Source organism: Gimesia aquarii (assembly GCF_007748175.1).
Classification (GTDB): Bacteria; Planctomycetota; Planctomycetia; order Planctomycetales; family Planctomycetaceae; genus Gimesia; species Gimesia aquarii_A.
Map to the genome: position 1 here is coordinate 5,815,680 of NZ_CP037422.1, position 22,718 is coordinate 5,838,397.

A 22,718-nucleotide genomic window follows, 5' to 3' on the forward strand; every position below is an offset into this window, starting at 1 on the left:
AATCATAAATCTGGAGCCTTTCATGTTGGATGCGAATCGTCCTGTTTCAAGAAGGAATCTATTACGATCATCAGCTTGTGGCTTTGGCTCGCTGGCATTCTCAGGTTTGCTTTCGCAAACCCGCGCTAATACCACTAGTGTTGCTCTTCAAAATCCCTTGGCACCACAAGAGCCGATGTTTACTCCTCGCGCCAAACGGATCATTTTCATCTTTATGCAGGGGGGGCCGAGTCACGTTGATACGTTTGACTATAAACCACTGCTTGAAAAGAAAAATGGCGCCGAACTGGAATTTAAGAATTCACGCACGATTGCCAAAACTGGAACTTTTGGTAAAGAAAAGGTCATGCAGTCTCCCTGGAAGTTTCGGCAATACGGTGAGTGTGGCCATTGGGTGTCGGACCTTTTTCCGGAGATTGGTCGGCAAGTAGACGACCTGTGTTTCATTCACAGTATGCATACTAATGGCGTCGCACATGGTCCTAGCACTTTGTTTCTGCACACTGGAACGACAAATTTGATCATGCCCTCAGTTGGTTCCTGGATCACCTATGGATTGGGAACAGAAAACGAGAATATCCCTGGCTTCATTACAATTTCTCCCTCTTCAGCGAATGGGGGGCCACGAAATTACTCGAATGCATTCCTTCCCTCACATTTTCAGGGAACCACACTGGGAAGAGCAGGGCAACCAGCCAGGGAAGCACGCTTCAATAATATCAAAAATCAGCAATGGTCTCTCAATAAGCAGCGTCAACAACTTTCACTTCTTCAGTCATTGAATCAGAGCCAGCTGCAAACACACAAAGAAGATGATGAGTTGTCTGCTGTGATCAATTCCTATGAGCTTGCATTTCGCATGCAGCAACACGCACCCGGACTCACGGATCTTTCTGGTGAGTCAAAAGCAACACTTGATATGTATGGAATTGATCAGAAAGAAACGGAAGACTTTGGGCGTCAGTGTCTTTTAGCACGCCGCATGGCAGAGGCGGGAACTCGTTACATTCAGGTGAACTATGCAGACAATGGCAACAATCCACGTTGGGACCAGCACAGCAAAATACAACGTCATGAAATTCACGCCAAAGCCACAGATAAACCTGTTGCTGGTCTGATTCAAGACTTAAAGCAACGAGGTCTTCTGGAAGATACATTAGTTTGGTGGGGAGGAGAATTTGGCAGAAATCCCTTTATGCAGGGAGCCGATGGCCGCGATCATAATCCAAAAGGTTTTACCCATTTTCTATGTGGTGCAGGTGTAAAATCTGGATTCTCCTATGGAGCCACCGATGAGTTTGGTCATGAATCTATCGAAAATAAAGTCCATATGCATGATATGCATGCAACCTTGCTCCACCTGCTGGGGGTTGATCACGAACGTCTGACATATCGTCATGCTGGTCGCGATTTTCGCTTAACTGATGTTGAAGGACATGTGAAAAAAGATCTGTTTTCCTGATCGCTCAGGACTGGCTCTTTAGTTCTTCTGCTTCCGCAATCAATCGATTGTCAAAAGTAAAACCAAGCGAAGCATATCGTTCTTGAATCCGTTCCATTCCCTGTTTGACCATAATCAGATCACAGCCATGACAGATGAATTTTGCTCCCATATCAAATAACATCTGTGTGTGCTTTGGAGTACTGCTGACTGTTCCCCACCACTTCCCAGTGTTTTTTGCGGCTTCTGAAACGCGGCGGTAGGCATCTGTGATCAAAGGGTGATCAAACTGATAAGGAATGCCGGCAATCACACTCAAATCACCTGGTCCAAGCATCAACACATCGATGCCTGGCACATTCGCAATTGCTTCGGCTTGTTCGAGAGCATTGGGTGATTCCAGTTGTGCAATCAGTAGCGTGTGGTCGTTGGCTGTTTTTAAATATTCTGGCATCGGCATACAGCAATAAGGATTGTCACCATTAGCACCGTCTACTCCCCTTTCTCCTTCAGGAGCGAATTTTGCCCAACGAACTAATTCTAAAGCTTCTTCTGCCGATTCACACCGTGGGTACATGATTCCTTGTGCGCCTGCTTCAAGCAATCGGCCCATTCTCATAAATTCACCTTTAGCCGGGCGCGCGATGATGTCTGATGTGCCAACGCGTGCAGCGCGCATCAGTGATGCGGCTGTTTCCCCACTGGTAGAATGGTGTTCCACATCAAGCCAGATCCCGTCAAATCCCATCAGGCTGACAAGCTCATAAACACTCGGGTCAGTGAAGTGACAGCACGTGATTAGTACAGGTTCCCCGCGATTTAATTTCGCTTTTACTCGACTCAATCTCATCTGCCACTCGCTCCTTATCAGAATATTAAATTTGTAGATTATTGATGGTCGAATAAAATTTCAATTCACTTTGGCTGTTTTCTCATCAAGCTGTGATTCACTTTCTGCCTCCGGCAAGTAGTGACGTAGTTGCATACGAATTAATGCGCGAGCACGTTCAATATCCTGATCACGAATCGCTTCTGCGAGTTCGGTATGCTCCCAGGCAATACGCTCTGTACTGCTATCATCAAGAGAGTCACTGATTGCAATATTACCAAAGAAGTCTACCAGAACACGCTGCATTCCAGCGATGATTTTTGAGCCCGTCATTTCCAATAACAGTGAATGAAAAGCAATGTCGAGTTCCTTGCCCTGATTCACTTGCGTTTTGGAATTGATGACTGTTTTCATCTGTTCAGCAATATTCATCAATTGAGTTATCTGGCTGGGACTTGCATTCTTTACTGCTAGCTCAACGGCACCGACTTCCAGAACATAGCGTAATCGTGAAAGTTCTGACACATCCTGCTTTGATTTTGCCAGAAATGGTAGGCTGGCCGAAAACAGCTTTACGGGATCAGGACGCCGGATAATGAGTCCTTTCCGTTGGCGACCTTCAAGTAAACCAATTGCACGCAGTTGTCCTACAGCTTCACGTGCAACAGCACGTGATACATCAAATTGCTCGGCGACTTCAGCTTCCGTCATAAACAAGGAGCCATCTGGTAGTTCAGCTTGCTCAATATACTCTCGAATCCGTTCTGAAAGTTGATACGAAAGGTTTTTTCTTGGTTCTTCAGGCATAAATAAAACCTATTTATTAAGAATTTAATTAGTCCTCAACAATGAGTCCACTTAATAAATTGCTAAATATACAGTATTTTATAAGCAGAGAGGGTTTATAGTTGAAATGCGATTTTCATTATAATAGTATTTTATTGAAATTCAACACTATTGAATTGGTTTTGACTCAAGGAGATCAAATATTGCGATTTATTATCTTCGTGATCATTTTCAATATCCATTTGTCGGCTTCAGTTCTTTCGGCACGCGATATCCGAGTTGATCCAACATCTGGCGATGATTCATCAACCTTTGGTCCGGTAAAGTCTATAAGTCGGGCGATTCGTATTGCAAAACCTGGCGACACGATTCACCTGCTTCCCATTGTCTACCGAGACTACGCCGGTTTTTATGGAGTGCAGGGCGAACCTGGTAAGCCGATCACCCTTGATGGACATGGTGCAATACTAGAAGGCTCTGACCCACTCGATCCAAGGCAATGGCAAGAAGTTCAGCCTGGATTGTTTCGTTGCAGCAACCTATTGCCCCATCTTAACAATGCCATTATTAGTCGGTGGTTTTTCCTCTGGAACGGCAAGATGAATCATATGGGGCGTACTTCAAAAGGGCCGAGTGCACCTCTGAAAAAGCCTGAGGAACTAGAATCTGGAGAGTGGACTTTCATAGAAGATGTTAGCAGGAAACAATCTGAATCAAACAAAATATTCGGTGACTTCTATCTAAAGCTATCACCGGGAATGGAGCTTGCCAAAGCGAATATTTTTGTGCCCACTCGATCAGCTGGCGTACAATTCAGCAGCAACAAAGAAAATCATAATGCGCATTTAATCATTCGCAACCTGACAGCGACACATCCCTATAACGATGGATTTAACATTCACGGCCATTGTGAAGATGTATTATTTGAAAATATTCGTGCTATTGAGTGTGGTGATGATGGTATTAGCGCACACGAAACAGCCCAATATCGTGTCGACGGTTTCGTCTCGATTGGCAATTCAACTGGAATCTGTGATACAGGAGACAGTCAGACGAGTTACAATCGCGTTTTTATTCGTGATTGCCTTGGGTTCGATCTCTACTTCCTTGATACAGGGCAATATTCTTTGAGCAATGCCGTAGTGCTTTCATCGGCAGCAAGAACCCTACATGTCACCGGACGTGAGAAAAAACATCGACCATGTTCGCTCAATATCGATAATGTCTATATTCGCCGTATGACCGATGTGAATGAAGTTCGTGTATCCAAGCACTCACGATTTGATGCACGCCGACTTACGTTGCAGGGGCTCAAGTTTCAAGCAACGGGTGGAGAAGTCAAACTACATAATTCGATGATGAGAAGTGAACCTAAAGCGAAACAAAAACCCGCGCGATATGACTACATTGCAGCCACCGAGTCACGGGGGCCTTTAGTATCAGAAGTGATCTTGTGGCGGGACGTGCGATGGATTGCAGATCACAATATTTATGATGTCAGCCTGTTTCGCTTTGATAAAACAACTTACACGAAGAGTAATTTTAGTGAATTCCAAACGCTGACAGGTCAAGATACTCACTCACATTTCCAGAGCTCTACCGCAAACAATGAAAAAACAGGGGCTGATTTGAGAATGCTCGAGAAACTCGTAGTACCTGAAAATGACCAACCTCTGCTCCGGACCCCTTAGAACTAAGATGAATCAGAAAGTTTTCCAATGAACAGACTACAATTGCAGGTTGCATCTCTAGTTCCCACATGGGGAAAACATACACTCCTGCTAGTGTTATTCGTTTTTTCATTGCAGGTCAGTCCGCAAACTGTCAGAGGAGAAACGCAAAACGCGCACAACTTGAAATCATCAGTTCGTGTCTCAGTTTCAGGTGGTCCGGAGGTGGAAGAGGCTGTTTTTTTCTCTTTCGATGATCATGCGATTCCGTGGCGAGATAATTTGCAACTTACTCCTGTAGAAGCGAAGAAACATCCTGCCAATCCTGTTCTACGCCGTGGACCTGCTGGTGCACCGGATCATGGTCATGCGATACTCTATGGAAGTGTACTCCAAATGGATGGAAAGTTTCGCATGTGGTATCTGGGGATGTTCGAAACCGAGATCAAAGCAGGGCAGGCGCCTGGTTGGTGGCGCCCCATGTGTTATGCCGAAAGTACGGATGGAGTCAATTGGATCAAACCCAAATTAGGACTCGTTGAATTCAATGGAAACAAGCAGAACAATATCTGCCTGGTGGAGTCTACGGTTCCTTCATTGACTAAGGTGAATGATTTTCTAACCGTAATGTACGATCCCAAAGACCCTGATCCAAATCGTCGTTATAAATGCGTTTATATCGCACATCCACCATTTGATGATGTTCGAGGTGGACGTAGTCGAATTGGGCCTGATGAGAGACGATGGGGGGCATTTATCAGTGCAACAAGTGCTGATGGGTTGAGTTGGAAAGTGATAGGAGACCGTCCCATGAATGCTGGCGGCGAACGTTTCGAAGTCTCAGGGTTGTATCACTACAATGGATTTTATTACGCCACAGGACAGTTGATCTCTCCATGGACATGGAGAATGGATGGAAGTGATATCGGGCGGGTCATGCTCACGTACCGTTCATCTGATTTCAAAAATTGGTCACGAGCGAAAGCAACTTCTTTTGCAAGGCCAGGTCAGTTCACGGCCAAACCAATCACTGGCCAACAAACACACATGGGAGCGGGGCTCTGGAATCGCGGTAATGCAATCATCGGGCTTTATGGCATGTGGCAGGATGCGACAAAGAAACCAAAAGAGAGCGAATATTGGAATGAAGGCGTCACCGTCGATTTGGGATTGATTGTGAGTAACGACGGGATTCATTTTCGAGAGCCAGTCGCAGATCACAAAGTAATCTCGCGAGGCAAAAAAAATGAGTGGGACAATACTGCGCTTCTGCAGGGGCATGCTTTTGCGAATATCGGTGATCAAACAATGATGTGGTATTCACATTGGGATACTGGTGGCAAACTACGAAATATGGAAATTGGCCTCGCAACACTCCGGCGCGATGGATTCGGCTATCTTGCTCGAAAGGTCTCTGATTCTGCTGCGTATTTTGCAACAGCACCATTCAAAATTCGAGGTGATGCTAAACTTTTTGTGAATGTAGAGGGGGTCTCTTCAACTGCGCCTCTCACCGTTGAATTGCTTGACGAACGCGCTAAGCCACTCGCTGGATTCTCTGGTAAAGATGCTGCTCAAATCAAAAAATCTGGCACACATCTCGAAGTGATCTGGCCAGGTTCACATGACTGGTTACCTGCCAATAGGAACATCTCAGTCAAAGTGAGTTATCCAAAAGCAAATAGTGCCAAAGTATATGCTGTTTATGTTGGAAAGAATTAAGGCAAGACTATGAACGCATCCGTGAGTCAAGCTGCTAATGAAATCAATCCATATGTCTGGGCAACAATCAATGATGAAGATCTCAAACTGTTCGATCAACAGTTAAAGAGTTTTGTTCCACCAAATTCATTTGATGCACATGCACATCTTTGGCGTACTGCCGACCTAGGAACACTGACTCCACCACTGGCGGCGGCAGGGCCTTCTGAAGTTACTCGGGCAGTATATGATGAAAGACTTTCACTCTGGATGCCGGAACGGTGTCCAACAGGGGGGTTGTTTTTTCCATTTCCCACACGTACATTGAATGTTGAAGCGGCAAACCAGTTTTTGGCAGATCAGGTGAAAGAGTCACCAGATTCGCGTGGACTGATGATTGTCACACCACGTCAAAAGCCAGAAGCAGTTGAGCAACAAGTCGTTAAAGATGGTTTTGTTGGATTCAAAGTATATCACTTATTTGCCGAACGAGAAGACACACTATTTGCACCCACGGAAGAATTTCTCCCAGAATGGGCCTGGGAACTGGCGCATCGGTATGAGCTGGTGATCATGTTGCATATGGTGCTTCCACGAGCGTTGGCAGAGCCTGCAAACCAAACATACATTCGTCAGCATTGCGAGCGATATCCTGGTGCGAAATTGATTCTTGCCCACGCAGCACGTGGCTTTTGTGGTCGCCATACAGTCGAAGGTATCTCTTCATTACGAGGATTGGAAAACGTTTATTTTGATACTTCTGCCGTATGTGAACCAGAGGCGTTCGAGGCGATTCTGAAAGTTTTTGGTCCCACCCGACTCCTTTTTGGTGCCGATTTTTGTGTTACGGAAATGCGCAGCCGTTGTGTCAACCTGGGAGATGGTTTTTTATGGCTCGACGAGATTCGACCAGATTTCAGCCACTCTCGATTTGCAAAACCAACGCTTCTCGGGATCGAGTCACTACTGGCACTGAAGCAGGCATGCAAAAATCAGCATCTGACTGATGGGGATGTGGAAGAAGTCTTCTGCCTGGGAGCCAGACGACTGCTCAAGTTACCGCTGACTCAAAACCCGCCGGACGTACAAGCTGTCTATCGCGAAGCAAAAGAGATCTTCCCTGGTGGTACACAATTACTAAGTAAACGACCAGAAATGTTTGCGCCAGATCAGTGGCCTGCTTACTATCGTGAAGCCAGAGGCTGTGAAATCATTGATATCGAAGGACGCCATTTCATCGATATGAGCCTTGGTGGAATTCTTGCCTGTATTCTTGGCTACAGTGATCCAGATGTGAATTCAGCTGTGATTCGTCGTGTTACTCTTGGATCGATGGCGACTTTACAAACGGCTGACGAACTAGAACTCTCAAAATTACTGCTCAAAATTCATCCCTGGGCACAAAATGCAAGGTTTACTCGCGCGGGTGGTGAGTCAATGGTTGTTGCGGTTCGTATCGCACGCGCATTTACTGGACGCGATAAGGTCGCAATTTGCGGCTATCATGGTTGGCATGATTGGTATCTCGCCGCAAATTTAACTGTAAATGAAAATGACCAAAAACAACAAATCGATCATTTAACCGGTCACCTTCTACCGGGCCTTGAACCACGTGGCGTTCCCACCAATTTAGCGGGTACCGCGTTGACGTTCCATTATAACAAACTTGATGAACTCGACGAAATCATTACGAAACACGGTCATGAATTAGCTGCGGTAGTAATGGAACCAACTCGAAAAACAGATCCCGATCCAAATTTTCTTGAAGGCGTCCGTGAGCGCTGTGATCGCCTTGATACACCATTAATCTTCGATGAGATTTCAAGTGGTTGGCGACTCTGCCTAGGTGGCGCACACCGTAATTATGGCGTTGAACCGGATCTAGCGGTCTTCGCCAAAGCACTCGGTAATGGCTTTCCCATCGGGGCAATCATTGGAACACAAGCAGTCATGCAAGCCGCACAAGAATCATTTATCTCCAGTACATTCTGGACAGAAGGTGTGGGACCCGCCGCAGCAGTAGCATGCGTAAAGAAACAAATGGAATTTGATATTCCTGCTCATCTGGCGCATATTGGATCTCTCGCCATTGAAGGCTGGGAAAAACTTGGATGTAAGCACAAAGTACCTGTTAATACGGGAGGTCATCCAGCGATGGCGGTACTGACATTCGATCATCCAGAAGCAGCAGCACTGACTACATTAATGACTGCTCGCATGCTGAATCACGGCTTTCTTGCCGGTGGTGCTTTTAACGCAAGCCTTGCACATGAGCCACGACATGTCGAAGCCTATCTTGCCGCATTAGATGAAGTATTTGCAGAACTTGCCACTGCAATCCAAGACGGAGAGATTCGAAAACGGATTGGTGGCCCAGTAAAACACACAGGATTTGCGAGGCTGACTTAGCTCCATTAAATTCAAACGCGAGCCATCATATTGAGCAAACAATAGTTTTCAATCACCGATTTACCTAATTCAAGACAGTAGCTTGTGGCATCCAAACAAAAACACCACCGAATAAAAAATCCAGCGGTGTTTGTTAGTCGATAATAAAGTAATCAGGATATACTGATTACTCGGCAACTCGGACAGATGTAGCGCAGGGACCTTTACGGCCTTCACCAACTTCATATTCAACCATTTGACCTTCTTGAAGTTCTTCAAAAGTTAACCCTTGTATTTCAGAATGGTGGAAAAACAAGTCACCTTGTTCTCCTTCAATGAAGCCAAAACCGCGATCTGAAACTAACCTCTTGATTTTACCTTGTGGCATTTCTGCGCTCCAACATAAAAACCTATGACATACGGTCACGCTGAAAGTATAGCAAACCCGTAGTCCCAAAAAACAAAAAGCAGATAGAGCAACAAAAAACTGAAGCGAAAACTTACGTAGAAGCCCTGCTACGCAGAATGAAGCGGGAAGAGAAAAACGACTCAGAGTCGGTTATACCTACACCTTGTCTCTGCTCGTCACGAACTGCCATGACATTTGCATTATACTGGGTACTGGCTAAGTGTAAAGGGCGACAGGCCCGCTTTAAAGTGATTCTTCTCTTCCGTTCGTACTGCTACTAACCACGAAAAAAAGACAAGTTAGCAAGTCACAGACTCAGATTATCGTTACCAGAACATCAAGCGATAGTGGTTGTAGATCTCTTCCGGACCTAAGATTCGTTTGTAAAGCGCGAATTCATCAATCGCACCAACAAACTGTCGCAGTGTATTCACAATTCTGAGTTGACCAAGATATAGCTTGTAAGTTGATGGCTCATTCTCCACATTTATAAAAACGCGTCTGGTAATTGCTCCATCAATATACATCTCAAGCATATCATTTTTTTTAACGACAACAACCTGCATCCATTGACCAGGAGTACATCTTTCTTTCGAGAAGAGATTTGCCCCAGTAAATCCATCAGGGCTGGGAGGATATCGTTGGAGAAAACGGATGTTGCCGAGATCGTGTACAAGATGTGAAAGGTGTCGTTTAGTCATGATCTCAATAACGTTTAGATGTTTAATTCCCACATCGTCATCTTCTTGAACGACCGACAGACAAGTCATGTGTGATAATCGATCTGGTTTTAACCAAAACTCGATTGAAAAAGGTCCTTCATTAAGAAGTGGAAATGGATCTGCAGACATGATCATGCGAGGGTTTCGCGAGAGATTAAATCGAGCATAACCATCGACAATCTGTAAACTGTTTGGCTCATCGAAATTTCGAATGAGGTTGGCTGGCCATTGAGGACTCATTTCATTACGAACCTGCCCATGGTCTTCAGATTCAAAACGCCAGTAGACCAGAGGCTCTGATTGTTTAATCGCGTCTACATAATCCTCTCTCACCGGTAAGGCTACCGATGGAGTTTCAACAACAGTTGTAGAATTGTCGAGTTTGTTTCTGATAGCCATTCTGTTTTGATCAACGTGTGCGCGTTGTGACTCATTTACATTCTGACTGGCGATGGACTTTCCATCATTTCCGAGAATAGAGACTTTTGCTTTACCTTTAATCACATCGATATCAGTTGAACCATCTTGATCGACCTGAATTCCAACCTCTGTTCCTAAATCAACAACAGCAGCCTCAGGTGCATTGATAACAAAGTCAATTGCTGATTCAGGAATCTGTGCGGTTGCCCTTCCTGACCGTAGAGTCGCAGCCGACCTTGAGATCATATCAATCTCTGCCGGTCCAATAATCGTAATTTGCGCCCCGCTGAAAAATTCAAGTTTGATTTTTCCATGAGGAATTTTAAGCGTACCAGCCTTAAAACATCGCCCCAGTTTCAATTCATTCGAATCGATTCCTTCAACATAAGTTAAAATTGCAATATCTGGAGTTTCTTTCTTCTTATTATTATTCGAAGTGTAAATGATACTAGGATTTGTTTTTTTGGGAGTTTCAGTGAGCCTCTTTCTGGGAGGGAGAGCATTATTTGAAACTGAGTTTATTAAGAAAGAGAGAACAAACAAAAAACAGACAGTACAGAGAGTAATAACGATGAATTTTCTATTGGATTTCAGCCGTAGCGGAATTTTTAATGGTACGATACCAGATGAATGCGTACTGGAATTCGGTGCTGAGCATTCTTCATAAAGCGCAGTTTCAAGGTCGACTAACTGGACATATTGATCTCGAAAAGCAGTATCAGACTGGAGGCGGATTTGAATTGTCTCAAACTCTTCCTCGGAGATATGCCCATCAAGTAAACGTCGAATGAGATCGACATCACTTTCGGGGATTTGCTCATCAGGAATTGATGCTGGCATTTGAAAAGATCCTTTATATCCTGTCCAACGAAGCGACTCGGCGTTCGATACAATCAGTAATTAATTTTCGCACTCGGTCTAGCCGTCGATAGAGTGCTTTGACAGTACGTCCTTGTTCCTCAGCCAGTGACTTAATCGTTGATGAATCTGAATATCTTCGCTCCAGCATGTTTCGATCTTCTGTGGAAAGTTCAGCCAGACATTGTTTGAGTGCAGAACGCCGCTGGCTCAAATATGATTCTTGTTCTTTTCGTGATTGAGTCAGCAGCGACATGATCTCTTCACTGAATATCAGCCTGCTACGGGCGCATTCCTTACGAAAATTAAGCGCTTCAAAATAGGCGAAACGAGTTGCCCATGGCAGGAATTCTCTATTTTGGTCGTATTCCTCGAATTTTTCCCACAACACAAGTGCTGTTCGTTGTAACACTTCTTCTGCATCATCCCGACGAGGGATCAGCATCATTATATACCGTAACAGTTCACGATCATAAGTGACCATTAACTTGGCAAAAACATTTCCAGAAGGCTTCATCGAGTCACATTGATAAGGAGATTACTGGCGCCGTTGATCGACCTCATCGGCATGTTGTGAACTATCTGCCTTCTTCTCCAAATTGACGCACAATTCCCCCGGAAATGTTTCGTTTTTTTTTTGATTAATGAATTTACTGACTAATTCCAACAAATTCATCAAATATTCACAAAATCTGAGGGGAATACAAAACTCGAGAGGAGAATTTGAATAGGAGAAAGATCCATACATACACCCCATTTGGATTTTCTGCACTTTATTATCACGATGGATAAGCGAATACCTTTATTTATTTTCTAAGGGGTGGATTCTTTTTTGGCCTGGGATTATTAATTATGAGAAAAAGTGTACGTGGTTTCACACTCATTGAATTGTTGGTCGTCATTGCCATTATCGCCATTCTAATTGCGTTACTTCTACCAGCCGTTCAACAGGCACGCGAAGCGGCGCGTCGATCTCAGTGCAAAAATAACCTGAAACAACTTGGAATTGGCCTGCACAACTACTATGAAACATTTTCACAATTTCCTCCAGGAGGTGTTCACTCCGGTGTACCGCGTAATGGCGGCAGTGGCCATAGTTTTGGTCCCAGTTTTTATGGATTAATCTTACCATTCATGGACCTCGCCACTATGTATAATTCAATGGAATGGGAAGGGGAGTCCCCTGGCTATGTCAATGAAGGTGCTGGCAGCGCAGGCGATTTAAATCGTGTGATTGTCAATCAAGCAGGGCGTATCCCCGCATTCACATGTCCTTCATCAACTCTGGCAGTTCGAAATGGGTCGTTTTGTCCTTTTGCTCATTATGCCGGTATCACAGGAGCCGCTGATCCAACGACATTTACTGAAAGTCGTATTTTTGATGATGGTAGCCTTGGTCTGATTTCGGGTGGAGGGATGCTCGTTCCAAATAAAGGGATACGGTTGCGCGACTGCACTGATGGCTCGAGTAACACCATCATGATTGGAGAGGCGAATGGAGAACTTGAACGTCTTATTGCCGGAACGTACTCCAAGCTGGCAGCGACTGGCACCACACACGGCTGGCTGATGGGACTTCGGGTAACTGGTACACCACCTAATCTTCAACCAGTTGCAGCAAATTCTGATCAACGTTGTTTCAATCTGACCACTGTCAGGTACAGTCCTAACCAAGAGCCGTTTGCCAATCAACTCTTTCCTGGTATGGGTAGTAATGTAGGTGCCAATAATCCCTTGATGTCTTTCCATGTTGGAGGAGTCCAGGTTCTGCTCGCAGATGGTTCAGTGCGGTTTCTCAGTGAAAACGTTCACCTTGAAACTCTAAAGCAGTTAGCCACACGTGATGATGGCCAACCAATTGGAGAATTCTAGGTCTGATTTCTTAATGAAATTGACGACTTCATTTGTTACTTGGTTATTAATACTAAGTTAATCTGCGTCTGAATTTTGTGATCATAAAGGAATTATATTCATGTATTTGTCGCGTGTTGCTATGTCTTCATTATTGATTATTTTGATGGGATTCCTCTTCTCGGCATGCTCAAGCAAAACAGACTACGGTCCTATGGGGAGCGTCAATGGCAAGTTGACTCTTGATGGAAAAACCATTGATGAAGGGACACAATTACTCTTTATGAAAATGGACGCCGGATATGCTGCATTTGGTGAGACTGATGCGGATGGAAATTACTCCATTACATGGGCTCGCGATGGGGAACGGAAATCAGAACTTCCCTTAGGCAGTTACAAAGTATTAATCCAACCTCCTACGGTTGGTAAAAACACCGAAGAAATGTCTGCAGAAGAAATGCTTGAGGGGGGGGATGTTGCACCAGCCAAACCGAGGTTTCCTGTTAAATATCAGCAACATTCAACCAGCGGACTTGAATATACCATTAAAGAGGGCGAGAATAAAATCGACATTGATTTGAAGTCAAAGTAAATAATATGGGTCGAAACGATTCACTGTGGAAACCTATTCAGAAACAAAGCCTTAGTTCACATTGAACTAAGGCTTTGTCAATGCCCCCGCTAGGAATCGAACCTAGAACCTACTGATTAAGAGTCAGTTGCTCTGCCAATTGAGCTACAAGGGCGATAAACAAGTTGATTTATTTTAATTCTCGTAAAATGATTCGACAAGCGAATCAATGTGCCTTCTCTGAGTTGATACAAAGAATTATCGTCCGACTCTGCTGATAACATCCACAAACTTATTTGAAATTCAGGAACCGACTGATTTTCGCAGTCGATTCCTGGGAGAATTTGAATACTAGGCGAAGCATGTGAGATTAGATCTGATCCAAAGCTTGCTTCAAGTCGTTTATTAAGTCTGCTTGATCTTCTGTTCCCACCGATAACCGCACAAAATCGGGCGTGACTCCCGAACTTAATTGTTCTTCTGGAGTCAATTGTTGATGCGTTGTACTGGAGGGGTGAATGATCAGAGATTTACTATCGCCCACATTTGCCAGATGGGAGAACAATTTTACGTTATTGATCAGTTTAACTCCATTCGACTGTTGTTGCTCCGGTGTGTCGCCTTGAATTCCAAATCCAAATACGGCACCACATCCATTGGGTAAATACTTTTGCGCCATTTTGAATGAAGGATGTGATTCGAGACCACAGTAGTTCACCCAGGAAACTTTAGGATGACTTTCCAGAAACTGAGCGACTGCCATCGCATTCTGGCTATGACGTTCCATTCTCAGATGGAGAGTTTCTAAGCCTTGTAAGAACTGGAACGCATTAAAAGGACTCATTGCCGGTCCCAAATCGCGGAGTAATTGTACGCGAATTTTGAGAATATAAGCGATATTCATCCCTCCGAATGTCTCATAAAATTTAAGACCGTGATAGCTGGGGTCGGGTTCGGTCAAGCCAGGGAATTTTCCGTTATCCCAAGGAAAGCCGCCTTTTTCAATAATAATACCGCCAATCGAAGTACCGTGACCGCCAATGAATTTTGTGCAAGAAGCAACCACAATATCTGCGCCGTACTCAAAAGCTCGTAACAATGCAGGCGACGCCAAGGTTGTATCAACAATTAACGGGATCCCTGCATCATGAGCGATTTTAGAAATGGCTTCAAAATCGGGAATATCACAGCGCGGGTTACCAATTGCTTCTACATAAATACATCGGGTATTGTCATCGATTGCTTTTTTGAAGTTTTCAGGATCACTCTGGTCCACAAAATTGGTTTTGATACCGAATTTTGGAAAGGTGTAATGGAACAGATTATATGTTCCCCCATACAAACTGGACGAAGAGACAATGTTCTGTCCAGATTCCACAATGTTAAGAATCGCGAGTGACTCAGCAGCTTGCCCGGAAGCGACGGCTAAAGCTCCAGAACCACCTTCCAGTAAGGCTAGTCGCTTTTCCAAGACATCACACGTCGGATTCATCAGCCGCGTATAAATATTCCCGAATTCCTGAAGGCCAAAAAGTCTGGCCGCGTGATCAGTGTCGTTGAAAGTGTAAGAAGTTGTCTGATAAATGGGAACAGCCCGTGAGTTTGTTGTACCATCTGGTTCCTGGCCACCATGTAGACAGAGAGTTGCTAATTTCAATGCTTCGGCATCCATTGGATTTACTTTCTTGCTATGGGAAATAATTTGGCTTTTCAAGCTCAACTAGATATTTTAGTAACTTCATTTGTGATGAAATAGAAATGAGAAATTCACACTATTTCATACGAAACGAGAGACAATTCCAGTAAGACGAGCAATAGGAAACAGCCCGTAAAGTGATCTATCATCCTATCGATGTTGAGCTTAAAAAACAATTCGCCCGCTAGTATCTCGATACTGTACCTTGCTTTTACAAAAGCTCAATTAAGCCCATCTATTTGAGAAAAAGAGTAGATTTTCTCTTTTTACTTAGATTAGATTTTCGTTGCCAATTCCACTCCTCTACAATGAATGATATCCTGAGCTTTTCATTTGTTGATTGAAACCGAAGTATGAGCCCTTAGCAAAGAAGGTACAACTATGCCCCGCTTGCAATCTGTAAAAGCGTTTATCATTCTTATGTTTCCTATGTACTTTGGTTTTTTTGCTGAAACAGCGTTAATGGGAAAAGCTCCCCAAGCAACGACTCCTGAGCAACCTGGGCTTGTGATGCAAGAGTTTGTTTATAATGAAGCTCCATTTCCCTCTTGCCACGCTTCGACGATTGCAGAGACACCAGAAGGATTAGTCTGTGCATTTTTTGGTGGCACCGCAGAAAAAAATCGAGATGTGGAAATCTGGCTTTCCCGCAACACAGGGGCAGGGTGGTCGGCACCCGTCAGTGTTGCTGATGGCATCCAAGACGCTAATCATCGCTGGCCCTGCTGGAACCCTGTCTTATTTCAAACGAAACCGGGGACCTTATTGCTTTTTTACAAAGTGGGACCCAATCCAAGTGAATGGTGGGGGATGCTGAAGATTTCTCACGACCACGGAAAGACCTGGAGTAAAGCGACACGCTTACCGGATGGTTTTGTTGGTCCAGTAAAAAATAAGCCCTTTCTTCTGTCTGATGGAACTCTTTTGTGTCCCGCGAGCACGGAACATGATGGCTGGCAGTTACAGATGGAGTGGACTCCCGATTTAGGAAAGACATGGCATCGGACTGGCCCACTCAACGATGGCCATAAAGTTGGCGCGATTCAACCGTCCGTACTTCGGTATGGAGATCGCTTACAAATTCTCTGCCGAAGTCGGAGATTAGGTAAAATTGTCGAAGCATGGTCTGATGATAATGGGCGATCCTGGAGTGAAGTCACTGCCACTTCGCTTCCCAATCCCAATAGCGGTACAGACGCGGTCACACTCAAAGATGGTCGTTCACTTTTAGTGTATAACCCAACAACGAAAGGCAGAAGCCCTTTACATGTCGCAATTTCTTCAGATGGAAAAAACTGGAAAACGGGCCTTGTTCTTGAAAACCAAAAAGGTGAGTACTCCTACCCCGCAGTCATTCAAACGGCTGACGGAAAAGTACATATTACCTATACCTGGAAGCGAGAGTTGATCAAACATGTTGTCCTGGATCCTGCCAAGCTGAATCTCAAAGAGATAAATTGAGAGGCGACGGAGTTGGCAGAAATTAAACAAGTTTCGACAGCTAATAGTAATCGCAGAAATTTTCTCTGGATTCTTTTTCAATGGATCCTGCAAGTTTTTTTTGCGTTTTGGCTGCGCTACCAGTCACGGGGAAAAGAGCATTTGCCAGTAGAGGGAGGAGGCTTGATGATCAGTAATCATCAGAGTTTTCTCGATCCCTTGCTAATTGGTCTCCCACTTACCCGTCCGGTGAGCTTCATGGCACGTGATTCTCTATTTCGGATACCAATTTTGGGTTGTTTCCTGCGTCGCGAATTCGTGATTCCCATTAGTCGAAAGGCGGCAAGTTCACAAAGTTTTCGTGCTGCCATTCAGAATATAGAAAACGGGAACTTTGTCGGTATTTTTCCAGAAGGTACGCGTTCAGACGATGGAACAGTCCAACGATTCAAACCCGGTTTTTTGGCTTTATTAAAGCGAACTGAATGTGCAATCTATCCAATTGGAGTTGCAGGGGCGTTTCGCGCGTTGCCACGCGGAGCCTATTTTCTTCGATTGAAACCTGTGCGAGTTGTATTTGGCAAACCAATTTCTGCAGAGTTGATCAAGCAATACTGCGACAGAGGTGCAGAAAAAGAATTATTGGAGCTCACGAGGCAATGTGTTATTGAATGCCAGCAGCAAGCCGAGGAGTGGATAAATCCTGTAAGAACAAATTGATTTCTCTCAAGACAGGGATTGTCAATTGAAGCGAGCTTAACTATGGTTTTCCAGAGTATACAACTTTTGAATGATTGAATTTTGACTCAACCTAATTTTCAGGTGTAATTATGTCGGAACGGATTCTCAGTATTTCTGGATTACGGGGTGTTGTCGGAAATGGATTAACTCCTGAATATTTAACAAAATTTGCATCAGCAGTGGGAACATTAGCCAACCAAGGGACGGTAGTTCTATCGCGTGACGGTAGGGCGAGTGGTGAAATGGTACGTCATGCGGTCATTGCCGGGTTGATAGCGACAGGTTGTCGTGTAATTGATGCTGGCATCGCAACGACTCCCACCTGTGGCGTTCTTGTTACACATCTGAAGGCCGCTGGTGGAATTCAAATTACAGCCAGTCACAATCCCATTCCCTGGAATGGTTTGAAGCCTTTTTCAGCAGCCGGTTCTGTCTATGACCAAGCACAGGGTGAAGCACTACTTGATGTACTCAATCACGAAACCTTCAACGATGTTTCCTGGGACAAGTTGGGAAAACTAGAACTCTATGATGACCCGGCAGCACCTCATATTGAACGAGTCTTAAAACTGATCGATATTGAAAAGACAAAACAAAAAAATTTCAAAGTCGTCTTGGATTGCAATCATGGTTCAGGAGCAGTTGCTACTCCTCAATTATTGGAAGCACTAGGCTGTGAAGTCATTGTTCTCGGTGGCACGGCAGATGGTCAGTTTGCACACACTCCAGAACCTCTCAAAGAAAACCTCACCTCTCTTTGTGAAGAAGTTGTCAAACACAAAGCGGACGCTGGTTTTGCCCAAGACCCTGATGCGGACCGTCTTGCAATTGTAGATGAAACAGGTCGCTATATAGGAGAAGAGCTTACTTTAGCGCTGGCCGCAGATTATGTTCTAGCAAGAACTCCCGGACCGATTGTCGTTAATGGCTCAACGAGTCGAGTCACGGCAGATATCGCAGCAAAGTATAATTGCCCCTTTTTCCGCTCATATGTTGGAGAAGCCCATGTCTGTGCCAAAATGAAACAGGAATCCGCAATCATTGGCGGCGAGGGAAACGGGGGAGTGATCGATCCTCAAGTAGGCTATGTACGAGACAGCTATGTCAGTATGGCTTATATTCTGGCAGGCCTGGCTGGTTCCCAAAAGCCCTTGAGTGAATGGGCTGATGCATTACCTCAATACAGCATCGTCAAAAACAAGATCACTTGTCCCAGAGAAAAAGTTGATCACGCTTGCAACGCCCTTGAAAACCATTTTGATTCTGCAACAGCATCAAAGGGTGATGGCCTGCGGTTGGATTGGGATGACCGTTGGGTACAAGTCAGAGCCAGTAATACAGAACCTATCATTCGGGTAATTGCAGAAGCACCACTAATCGATGATGCGGAAGCGCTTTGCGCATCGGCGATGGAAATTGTAGACAAAGCTGTTGCTTGAATAAAAAAAGAGAGTAAACATTCAGCACGATGTTTACTCTCTATTAAATCAAAGCATCGAAACTCAACTTTCCCAGCGGGTTTTCATGAATTCCAGTCCTTTGGTTGCTAAATGTTCTTCGGTTGGAAACATTTTTCGCCAGATTCGAGTTGCTGCTGCCAATTCTGGTAATGCCAACCCAAATGCTTCAATCATTAACCAACCATCATAGTTTACTTCCTTCAGAGCAGAAAACGTTTCATCCCAGTTCACTCCACCTTCGCCAGGAGTAGAACGATCGTTTTCAGAGATATGCACATGCACCATCTGATCGGCACATGCCTTGACTGCGGAAGTAATGGATTTCTCTTCAATATTGGCATGAAACGAATCATACATCATTTTTAGGTGCGGGTGATTGACTTCACGCGTAAACTGTGCACAGTCTTCTGCACAGTTTAAGAAATAACATTCGAAACGGTTCAGATATTCACAGACGAGCATCACATCATGCTCTTGTGCATAGTCGGCTGCTTTGGCGAGTGTCTCTTTACCATAATTCCATTCATCGGCTGTTCTTCCTGCACCAGAAAATTCACCCAGAGCAGAGTGTATCGGGCCACACATATGAGTTGCTCCTGAAGCGGCACACATATCAATCATACGTTTCAACCGAGATAACCCCGCTTCGCGGATTTTCGCATCACTGGAGATCGGGTTTTCTTCAGGGGTGCAAACTGTGACGGCGGTACATTCTAAACCTAATTCAGATAGTTTTTTTCCAACCTGCGAAAATTTCTGTTCGTCGGCTTCAAAAACAGGTAATTCAACGCCGTCATATCCCCAGCCTTTAATCTGTTCAAGCAGTCCGAAATGCGACTCATTCACATCGGAAGTCCAAAGCAGCATATTCAAGCCGTACTTCATAGTTGTTTTCTTTCAATCAATTAAGACACATAATGTTCGGGCGGCAATAAATCGTTGAGACGTTTTTCGACGATCCCGCGGCCGGTTTTCAGTATTGGAATCGTTTCTCCAGGTAATGGCTGTAGTTTGACTCGTTTCATAACTTGATTCAAGCGTACCAACATTTTTTGTGGGACAAGATAATCCTTTAAAAAACCTTCTTTATAAAAGTGGATGAGCCAGTGTTTTAACTGATCGGTTTTGTTGGTGGCCATTTTATTTGTAGCAATCTCTACTTTTAATGAATCGATTTGATGAAACGCTTCATAATAATGATCAATCAATCCTGGATTTTGCTCCATTAAAACTGTATCCAATAACAGTTCCGTCACGATATGTCCCAGAAATCCGACGCGTGCGTATTGATCGTCGACAAAGAGTTTACGAAACATCAGAGAGAGATCGGTACTGATTTCCAAAAAACCCTGAGTCGAGTGAAACCAATGGTCGTCATCAAGGTGTTGTTTGATACCAGAGGCGATTTCAGACTGGATCCATGATTCATCTTGTGTGAATGGGAGCACATTTTTTCGCCGCAGTCGGACACGACGATCGACGACTGATAGCAAATCGGGCAGGGCGGTTCCTGTCAGAAAATAGGGGCGATCAACAAATCTCATTCCATGTGCAAAGTAATTCATGGAGACATTTCATTGGTGAAAGTCAGATAAAATAGAATAAAGCATGAATTCTAGTCGATCGGCAATCAAATTCACAGTTGAGCAGGGCTTGTTGAGATGAGATCCTCTCGAACTCGATCCCTTTTGCATTTCGTCTGTTTTTTGACTAACAATAATTTTCAGCGTTGTTTAAGAACTAAGGACGTGACATTGGATACAACCTGAAAGATGCATATAATACCGGGCATATCATAGTCTTCATCAATCTTTGATTCTGCTCTGAAAGTGGGATATGTCTGATCGCCCTTTAAATATCATGTTTCTTCAGCGTGATCAAAGTACGCATATACAAACAGCCTGGGATCAAATCCATCAGTATCTCAAAGCACAACCTTCTGTCTATGTCTCTTCAGTTTCAGTTATCGAAGACTTCGATCCAGATAACTCCGATGCGGATTTGGTGATTGTGCTCGGTGGTGACGGAGCCATCCTCAGGGCCTGCCGTCAGATGAGCCTGAACCAACTACCGATGATCGGAATTAATCTGGGGCGGTTAGGTTTTTTAGCTGACTTGACCCCTGAAGGTTTCTGCAAGAACTTCCCGCTGATACTCGAAAGAAAGTACAAAATTGTTGAGCACTTAATGTTTGAATGCAAACATCATCTGGCTGACGGAACGACTAATTCCTATTTGGGGCTCAATGAAGTTGTAATTAGTTCAGCAGGTGCCATGTCAATGATTGATGTGGAATTGGCTATAGATAATGAATTAGTCACGACCTATAGCGGAGATGGGCTCATCATCAGTACTCCTGTTGGATCGACGGCACATAGTTTATCGGCAGGAGGTCCGATTCTGAAACAGGACCTTCAGGCGTTTGTGATCACACCAATTTGCCCGCACACCCCCTCGAATCGTCCTTTAGTTGACAATGCGAATGCCCTTTATTCTTTGACTGCTGCCAATGTTCCACCAGGCGCGATGCTGGTGATTGACGGGCAAATCAAAGTGCCTTATTCTTCCGGGGACCGTCTGGAAATTTCAAAAGCGACTGTCGCATTTAAACTCGCGCGTATCCCCGGTTTCAACTACTATTCTCGGCTCAATCGCAAGTTGGGCTGGGGGGGGCAGCCGAAATATGGTGCTGAATGATGTCTGCCGATGAATTTCTTCTGACTTCCGAAAAAATGACCTCCCCATAATTTCATCGATGTGTTAGTCTCAGCAAAGGTTAAGGAATTTAGTAACCCATTTTCACTAAGGGAAGGAGTCCCTGATGCGGTCCTTTGTGTTCTGCGTACTATCTTTGAGTTTGATTTGTTCCTCTGTATCTTACAATCTTACTTTTGCAGAGGAAGATGCAGCGCAATACCTTTTACGCTATAAATTTACGCCTTCCCAGTTCGTGCATTATACGGTCGATTCAGAGAACAAAATATCAGTGGAACTGAACCAGAACAAACAAACTACAATCAACACCGCCAAAACCGAAAAACACTATCGTGTGGTATGGGTTGATGAAAAGGGAAATGGCACTCTGGAAACTATGATTGACCGTGTGCAAATGAGTGCGCAGTTTGATAAACAGGCACCGGCAACTTTTGACTCCCAAGACCCAAAACAAAAAGACCTGAAACAATATGAGAAAATACGAGAAACAATCGGTAAACCAACTCGGATAGTCTATTCCCCATTAGGAACGATCATTCCAAAAGCAGGTGACTCAAAACCAGAAAACCAGGGATTCTTGATTCCACTCCCGGAAAAGGAAGTAAAAATCGGCGATACCTGGAAAGAAGATTATGAGATCGAAGTTGCTGTTGGAAAAAAATTAAGAAAAAAAATTCCAATCAGACGAACTTTCACATTGGAAACTGTAAAAGACCAAATTGCTGAAATCAAATTCAAAACGAAGATTCTGACACGGCAAAATGATCCTAAAATTGGGCTACAATTAATTCAAAAAACACCGTCCGGGACCATTAAAATGGATATCGAGAAGGGGATCATAGTTTTACAAGACGTTTTTCTTGATAAAGCGCAGGTAGGGATATTTCAGGGGCAAGGGGCAATGCGAGCCATTTCGTCTCGGGTAGAAACATTGGTGGATCCCACAGAGATTGCCCAGGAAAACAAGAAGTCTGAAGCTCAATAAAGAATTGAACTTTACAAACTTGGTTTGCTCTCAAG

19 protein-coding genes and 1 tRNA gene are annotated in these 22,718 nt (G+C 44.3%); 11 read left to right on the plus strand and 9 right to left on the minus strand.

The window, feature by feature from the left end:
- Positions 1–22 precede the first annotated feature (22 nt).
- Positions 23–1,462, plus strand: a complete 1,440-nt coding sequence (locus V202x_RS22025; protein WP_145178999.1) for a DUF1501 domain-containing protein — start codon at positions 23–25, stop codon at positions 1,460–1,462.
- Positions 1,463–1,466: 4 nt separating this feature from the next.
- Here V202x_RS22025 and V202x_RS22030 read toward each other — a convergent pair whose 3' ends face one another.
- Positions 1,467–2,291, minus strand: a complete 825-nt coding sequence (locus V202x_RS22030) for an HpcH/HpaI aldolase family protein (RefSeq protein WP_145179000.1) — start codon at positions 2,289–2,291, stop codon at positions 1,467–1,469.
- Between the two features lie 60 nt (positions 2,292–2,351).
- Positions 2,352–3,077 carry a FadR/GntR family transcriptional regulator gene (locus V202x_RS22035; RefSeq protein WP_145179001.1) on the minus strand — a complete coding sequence of 242 codons (726 nt, stop codon included), beginning with the start codon at positions 3,075–3,077 and terminating at the stop codon, positions 2,352–2,354.
- Positions 3,078–3,259: 182 nt separating this feature from the next.
- Between V202x_RS22035 and V202x_RS22040 the strand changes: the two genes are divergently transcribed.
- Genes V202x_RS22040 through V202x_RS22050 form a run of 3 tightly spaced genes read left to right on the plus strand, consistent with a single transcriptional unit; the run spans position 3,260 to position 8,836 of the window.
- Positions 3,260–4,747 carry a hypothetical protein gene (locus tag V202x_RS22040; RefSeq protein WP_145179002.1) on the plus strand — a complete coding sequence of 496 codons (1,488 nt, stop codon included), beginning with the start codon at positions 3,260–3,262 and terminating at the stop codon, positions 4,745–4,747.
- A 27-nt stretch (positions 4,748–4,774) separates the two neighbouring features.
- A complete protein-coding gene (locus V202x_RS22045) occupies positions 4,775–6,448 on the plus strand; it encodes a hypothetical protein (protein WP_145179003.1) in 1,674 nt (557 codons plus the stop codon).
- Between the two features lie 9 nt (positions 6,449–6,457).
- Positions 6,458–8,836 carry an aminotransferase class III-fold pyridoxal phosphate-dependent enzyme gene (locus tag V202x_RS22050; protein ID WP_145179004.1) on the plus strand — a complete coding sequence of 793 codons (2,379 nt, stop codon included), beginning with the start codon at positions 6,458–6,460 and terminating at the stop codon, positions 8,834–8,836.
- Between the two features lie 166 nt (positions 8,837–9,002).
- On the opposite strand, the gene V202x_RS22055 is transcribed toward V202x_RS22050, so the two are convergent.
- From V202x_RS22055 to V202x_RS22065, 3 genes are all read right to left on the minus strand, one after another.
- Positions 9,003–9,203 (minus strand): cold-shock protein, encoded by a 201-nt coding sequence (locus tag V202x_RS22055; protein ID WP_144985863.1) that lies wholly within the window; start codon positions 9,201–9,203, stop codon positions 9,003–9,005.
- A 347-nt stretch (positions 9,204–9,550) separates the two neighbouring features.
- Positions 9,551–11,206 (minus strand): LamG-like jellyroll fold domain-containing protein, encoded by a 1,656-nt coding sequence (locus V202x_RS22060; RefSeq protein ID WP_145179005.1) that lies wholly within the window; start codon positions 11,204–11,206, stop codon positions 9,551–9,553.
- Positions 11,207–11,219: 13 nt separating this feature from the next.
- A complete protein-coding gene (locus V202x_RS22065) occupies positions 11,220–11,741 on the minus strand; it encodes a sigma-70 family RNA polymerase sigma factor (RefSeq protein ID WP_145179006.1) in 522 nt (173 codons plus the stop codon).
- A 335-nt stretch (positions 11,742–12,076) separates the two neighbouring features.
- Here V202x_RS22065 and V202x_RS22070 point away from each other — a divergent pair, with 335 nt between their 5' ends.
- Both V202x_RS22070 and V202x_RS22075 read left to right on the plus strand, forming a co-directional pair.
- The gene (locus V202x_RS22070) at positions 12,077–13,096 is read left to right on the plus strand and encodes a DUF1559 domain-containing protein (protein WP_145180735.1); all 1,020 of its coding nucleotides are present in this window, start codon (positions 12,077–12,079) and stop codon (positions 13,094–13,096) included.
- A gap of 100 nt (positions 13,097–13,196) precedes the next feature.
- A complete protein-coding gene (locus V202x_RS22075) occupies positions 13,197–13,667 on the plus strand; it encodes a hypothetical protein (protein ID WP_145179007.1) in 471 nt (156 codons plus the stop codon).
- Positions 13,668–13,748: 81 nt separating this feature from the next.
- Here the strand turns inward: V202x_RS22075 and V202x_RS22080 are convergent.
- Positions 13,749–13,821, minus strand: a tRNA-Lys gene (locus V202x_RS22080).
- Between the two features lie 195 nt (positions 13,822–14,016).
- The gene (locus V202x_RS22085) at positions 14,017–15,318 is read right to left on the minus strand and encodes an O-acetylhomoserine aminocarboxypropyltransferase/cysteine synthase family protein (RefSeq protein ID WP_145179008.1); all 1,302 of its coding nucleotides are present in this window, start codon (positions 15,316–15,318) and stop codon (positions 14,017–14,019) included.
- A 486-nt stretch (positions 15,319–15,804) separates the two neighbouring features.
- Here V202x_RS22085 and V202x_RS22090 point away from each other — a divergent pair, with 486 nt between their 5' ends.
- The 3 genes from V202x_RS22090 (at position 15,805) to glmM (ending at position 18,962) form a co-directional block, all read left to right on the plus strand.
- The gene (locus tag V202x_RS22090) at positions 15,805–16,803 is read left to right on the plus strand and encodes a sialidase family protein (RefSeq protein ID WP_409996689.1); all 999 of its coding nucleotides are present in this window, start codon (positions 15,805–15,807) and stop codon (positions 16,801–16,803) included.
- Positions 16,804–16,815: 12 nt separating this feature from the next.
- Positions 16,816–17,502 (plus strand): lysophospholipid acyltransferase family protein, encoded by a 687-nt coding sequence (locus V202x_RS22095; RefSeq protein ID WP_145179009.1) that lies wholly within the window; start codon positions 16,816–16,818, stop codon positions 17,500–17,502.
- Positions 17,503–17,612: 110 nt separating this feature from the next.
- Positions 17,613–18,962 carry a phosphoglucosamine mutase gene (glmM, locus tag V202x_RS22100; protein ID WP_145179010.1) on the plus strand — a complete coding sequence of 450 codons (1,350 nt, stop codon included), beginning with the start codon at positions 17,613–17,615 and terminating at the stop codon, positions 18,960–18,962.
- Positions 18,963–19,025: 63 nt separating this feature from the next.
- Here glmM and V202x_RS22105 read toward each other — a convergent pair whose 3' ends face one another.
- A complete protein-coding gene (locus V202x_RS22105) occupies positions 19,026–19,868 on the minus strand; it encodes a sugar phosphate isomerase/epimerase family protein (RefSeq protein WP_145179011.1) in 843 nt (280 codons plus the stop codon).
- A gap of 20 nt (positions 19,869–19,888) precedes the next feature.
- A complete protein-coding gene (locus V202x_RS22110) occupies positions 19,889–20,548 on the minus strand; it encodes a hypothetical protein (protein WP_145179012.1) in 660 nt (219 codons plus the stop codon).
- 271 nt (positions 20,549–20,819) lie between these two features.
- Here V202x_RS22110 and V202x_RS22115 point away from each other — a divergent pair, with 271 nt between their 5' ends.
- Together V202x_RS22115 and V202x_RS22120 are read left to right on the plus strand one after the other, a co-directional pair.
- Positions 20,820–21,680: an NAD(+)/NADH kinase gene (locus tag V202x_RS22115; protein ID WP_145179013.1), complete on the plus strand. Its 861-nt coding sequence runs from the start codon at positions 20,820–20,822 to the stop codon at positions 21,678–21,680.
- 124 nt (positions 21,681–21,804) lie between these two features.
- Positions 21,805–22,683, plus strand: coding sequence for a DUF6263 family protein (locus V202x_RS22120; RefSeq protein ID WP_145179014.1), 879 nt, complete (start codon positions 21,805–21,807; stop codon positions 22,681–22,683).
- Positions 22,684–22,718 lie beyond the last annotated feature (35 nt).

Excerpts from the sequence above, each read along its gene's own strand:
- V202x_RS22075 (WP_145179007.1), top strand. The coding sequence starts at position 13,197 with ATGTATTTGTCGCGTGTTGCTATGTCTTCATTATTGATTATTTTGATG.
- V202x_RS22060 (WP_145179005.1), bottom strand. The coding sequence starts at position 11,206 with ATGCCAGCATCAATTCCTGATGAGCAAATCCCCGAAAGTGATGTCGAT.
- V202x_RS22110 (WP_145179012.1), bottom strand. The coding sequence starts at position 20,548 with ATGAATTACTTTGCACATGGAATGAGATTTGTTGATCGCCCCTATTTT.
- V202x_RS22055 (WP_144985863.1), bottom strand. The coding sequence starts at position 9,203 with ATGCCACAAGGTAAAATCAAGAGGTTAGTTTCAGATCGCGGTTTTGGC.
- V202x_RS22025 (WP_145178999.1), top strand. The coding sequence starts at position 23 with ATGTTGGATGCGAATCGTCCTGTTTCAAGAAGGAATCTATTACGATCA.
- V202x_RS22050 (WP_145179004.1), top strand. The coding sequence starts at position 6,458 with ATGAACGCATCCGTGAGTCAAGCTGCTAATGAAATCAATCCATATGTC.
- V202x_RS22065 (WP_145179006.1), bottom strand. The coding sequence starts at position 11,741 with ATGAAGCCTTCTGGAAATGTTTTTGCCAAGTTAATGGTCACTTATGAT.
- V202x_RS22105 (WP_145179011.1), bottom strand. The coding sequence starts at position 19,868 with ATGAAGTACGGCTTGAATATGCTGCTTTGGACTTCCGATGTGAATGAG.
- V202x_RS22120 (WP_145179014.1), top strand. The coding sequence starts at position 21,805 with ATGCGGTCCTTTGTGTTCTGCGTACTATCTTTGAGTTTGATTTGTTCC.
- V202x_RS22045 (WP_145179003.1), top strand. The coding sequence starts at position 4,775 with ATGAACAGACTACAATTGCAGGTTGCATCTCTAGTTCCCACATGGGGA.
- V202x_RS22090 (WP_409996689.1), top strand. The coding sequence starts at position 15,805 with ATGGGAAAAGCTCCCCAAGCAACGACTCCTGAGCAACCTGGGCTTGTG.
- glmM (WP_145179010.1), top strand. The coding sequence starts at position 17,613 with ATGTCGGAACGGATTCTCAGTATTTCTGGATTACGGGGTGTTGTCGGA.
- V202x_RS22085 (WP_145179008.1), bottom strand. The coding sequence starts at position 15,318 with ATGGATGCCGAAGCATTGAAATTAGCAACTCTCTGTCTACATGGTGGC.
- V202x_RS22035 (WP_145179001.1), bottom strand. The coding sequence starts at position 3,077 with ATGCCTGAAGAACCAAGAAAAAACCTTTCGTATCAACTTTCAGAACGG.
- V202x_RS22070 (WP_145180735.1), top strand. The coding sequence starts at position 12,077 with ATGAGAAAAAGTGTACGTGGTTTCACACTCATTGAATTGTTGGTCGTC.
- V202x_RS22115 (WP_145179013.1), top strand. The coding sequence starts at position 20,820 with ATGTCTGATCGCCCTTTAAATATCATGTTTCTTCAGCGTGATCAAAGT.
- V202x_RS22030 (WP_145179000.1), bottom strand. The coding sequence starts at position 2,291 with ATGAGATTGAGTCGAGTAAAAGCGAAATTAAATCGCGGGGAACCTGTA.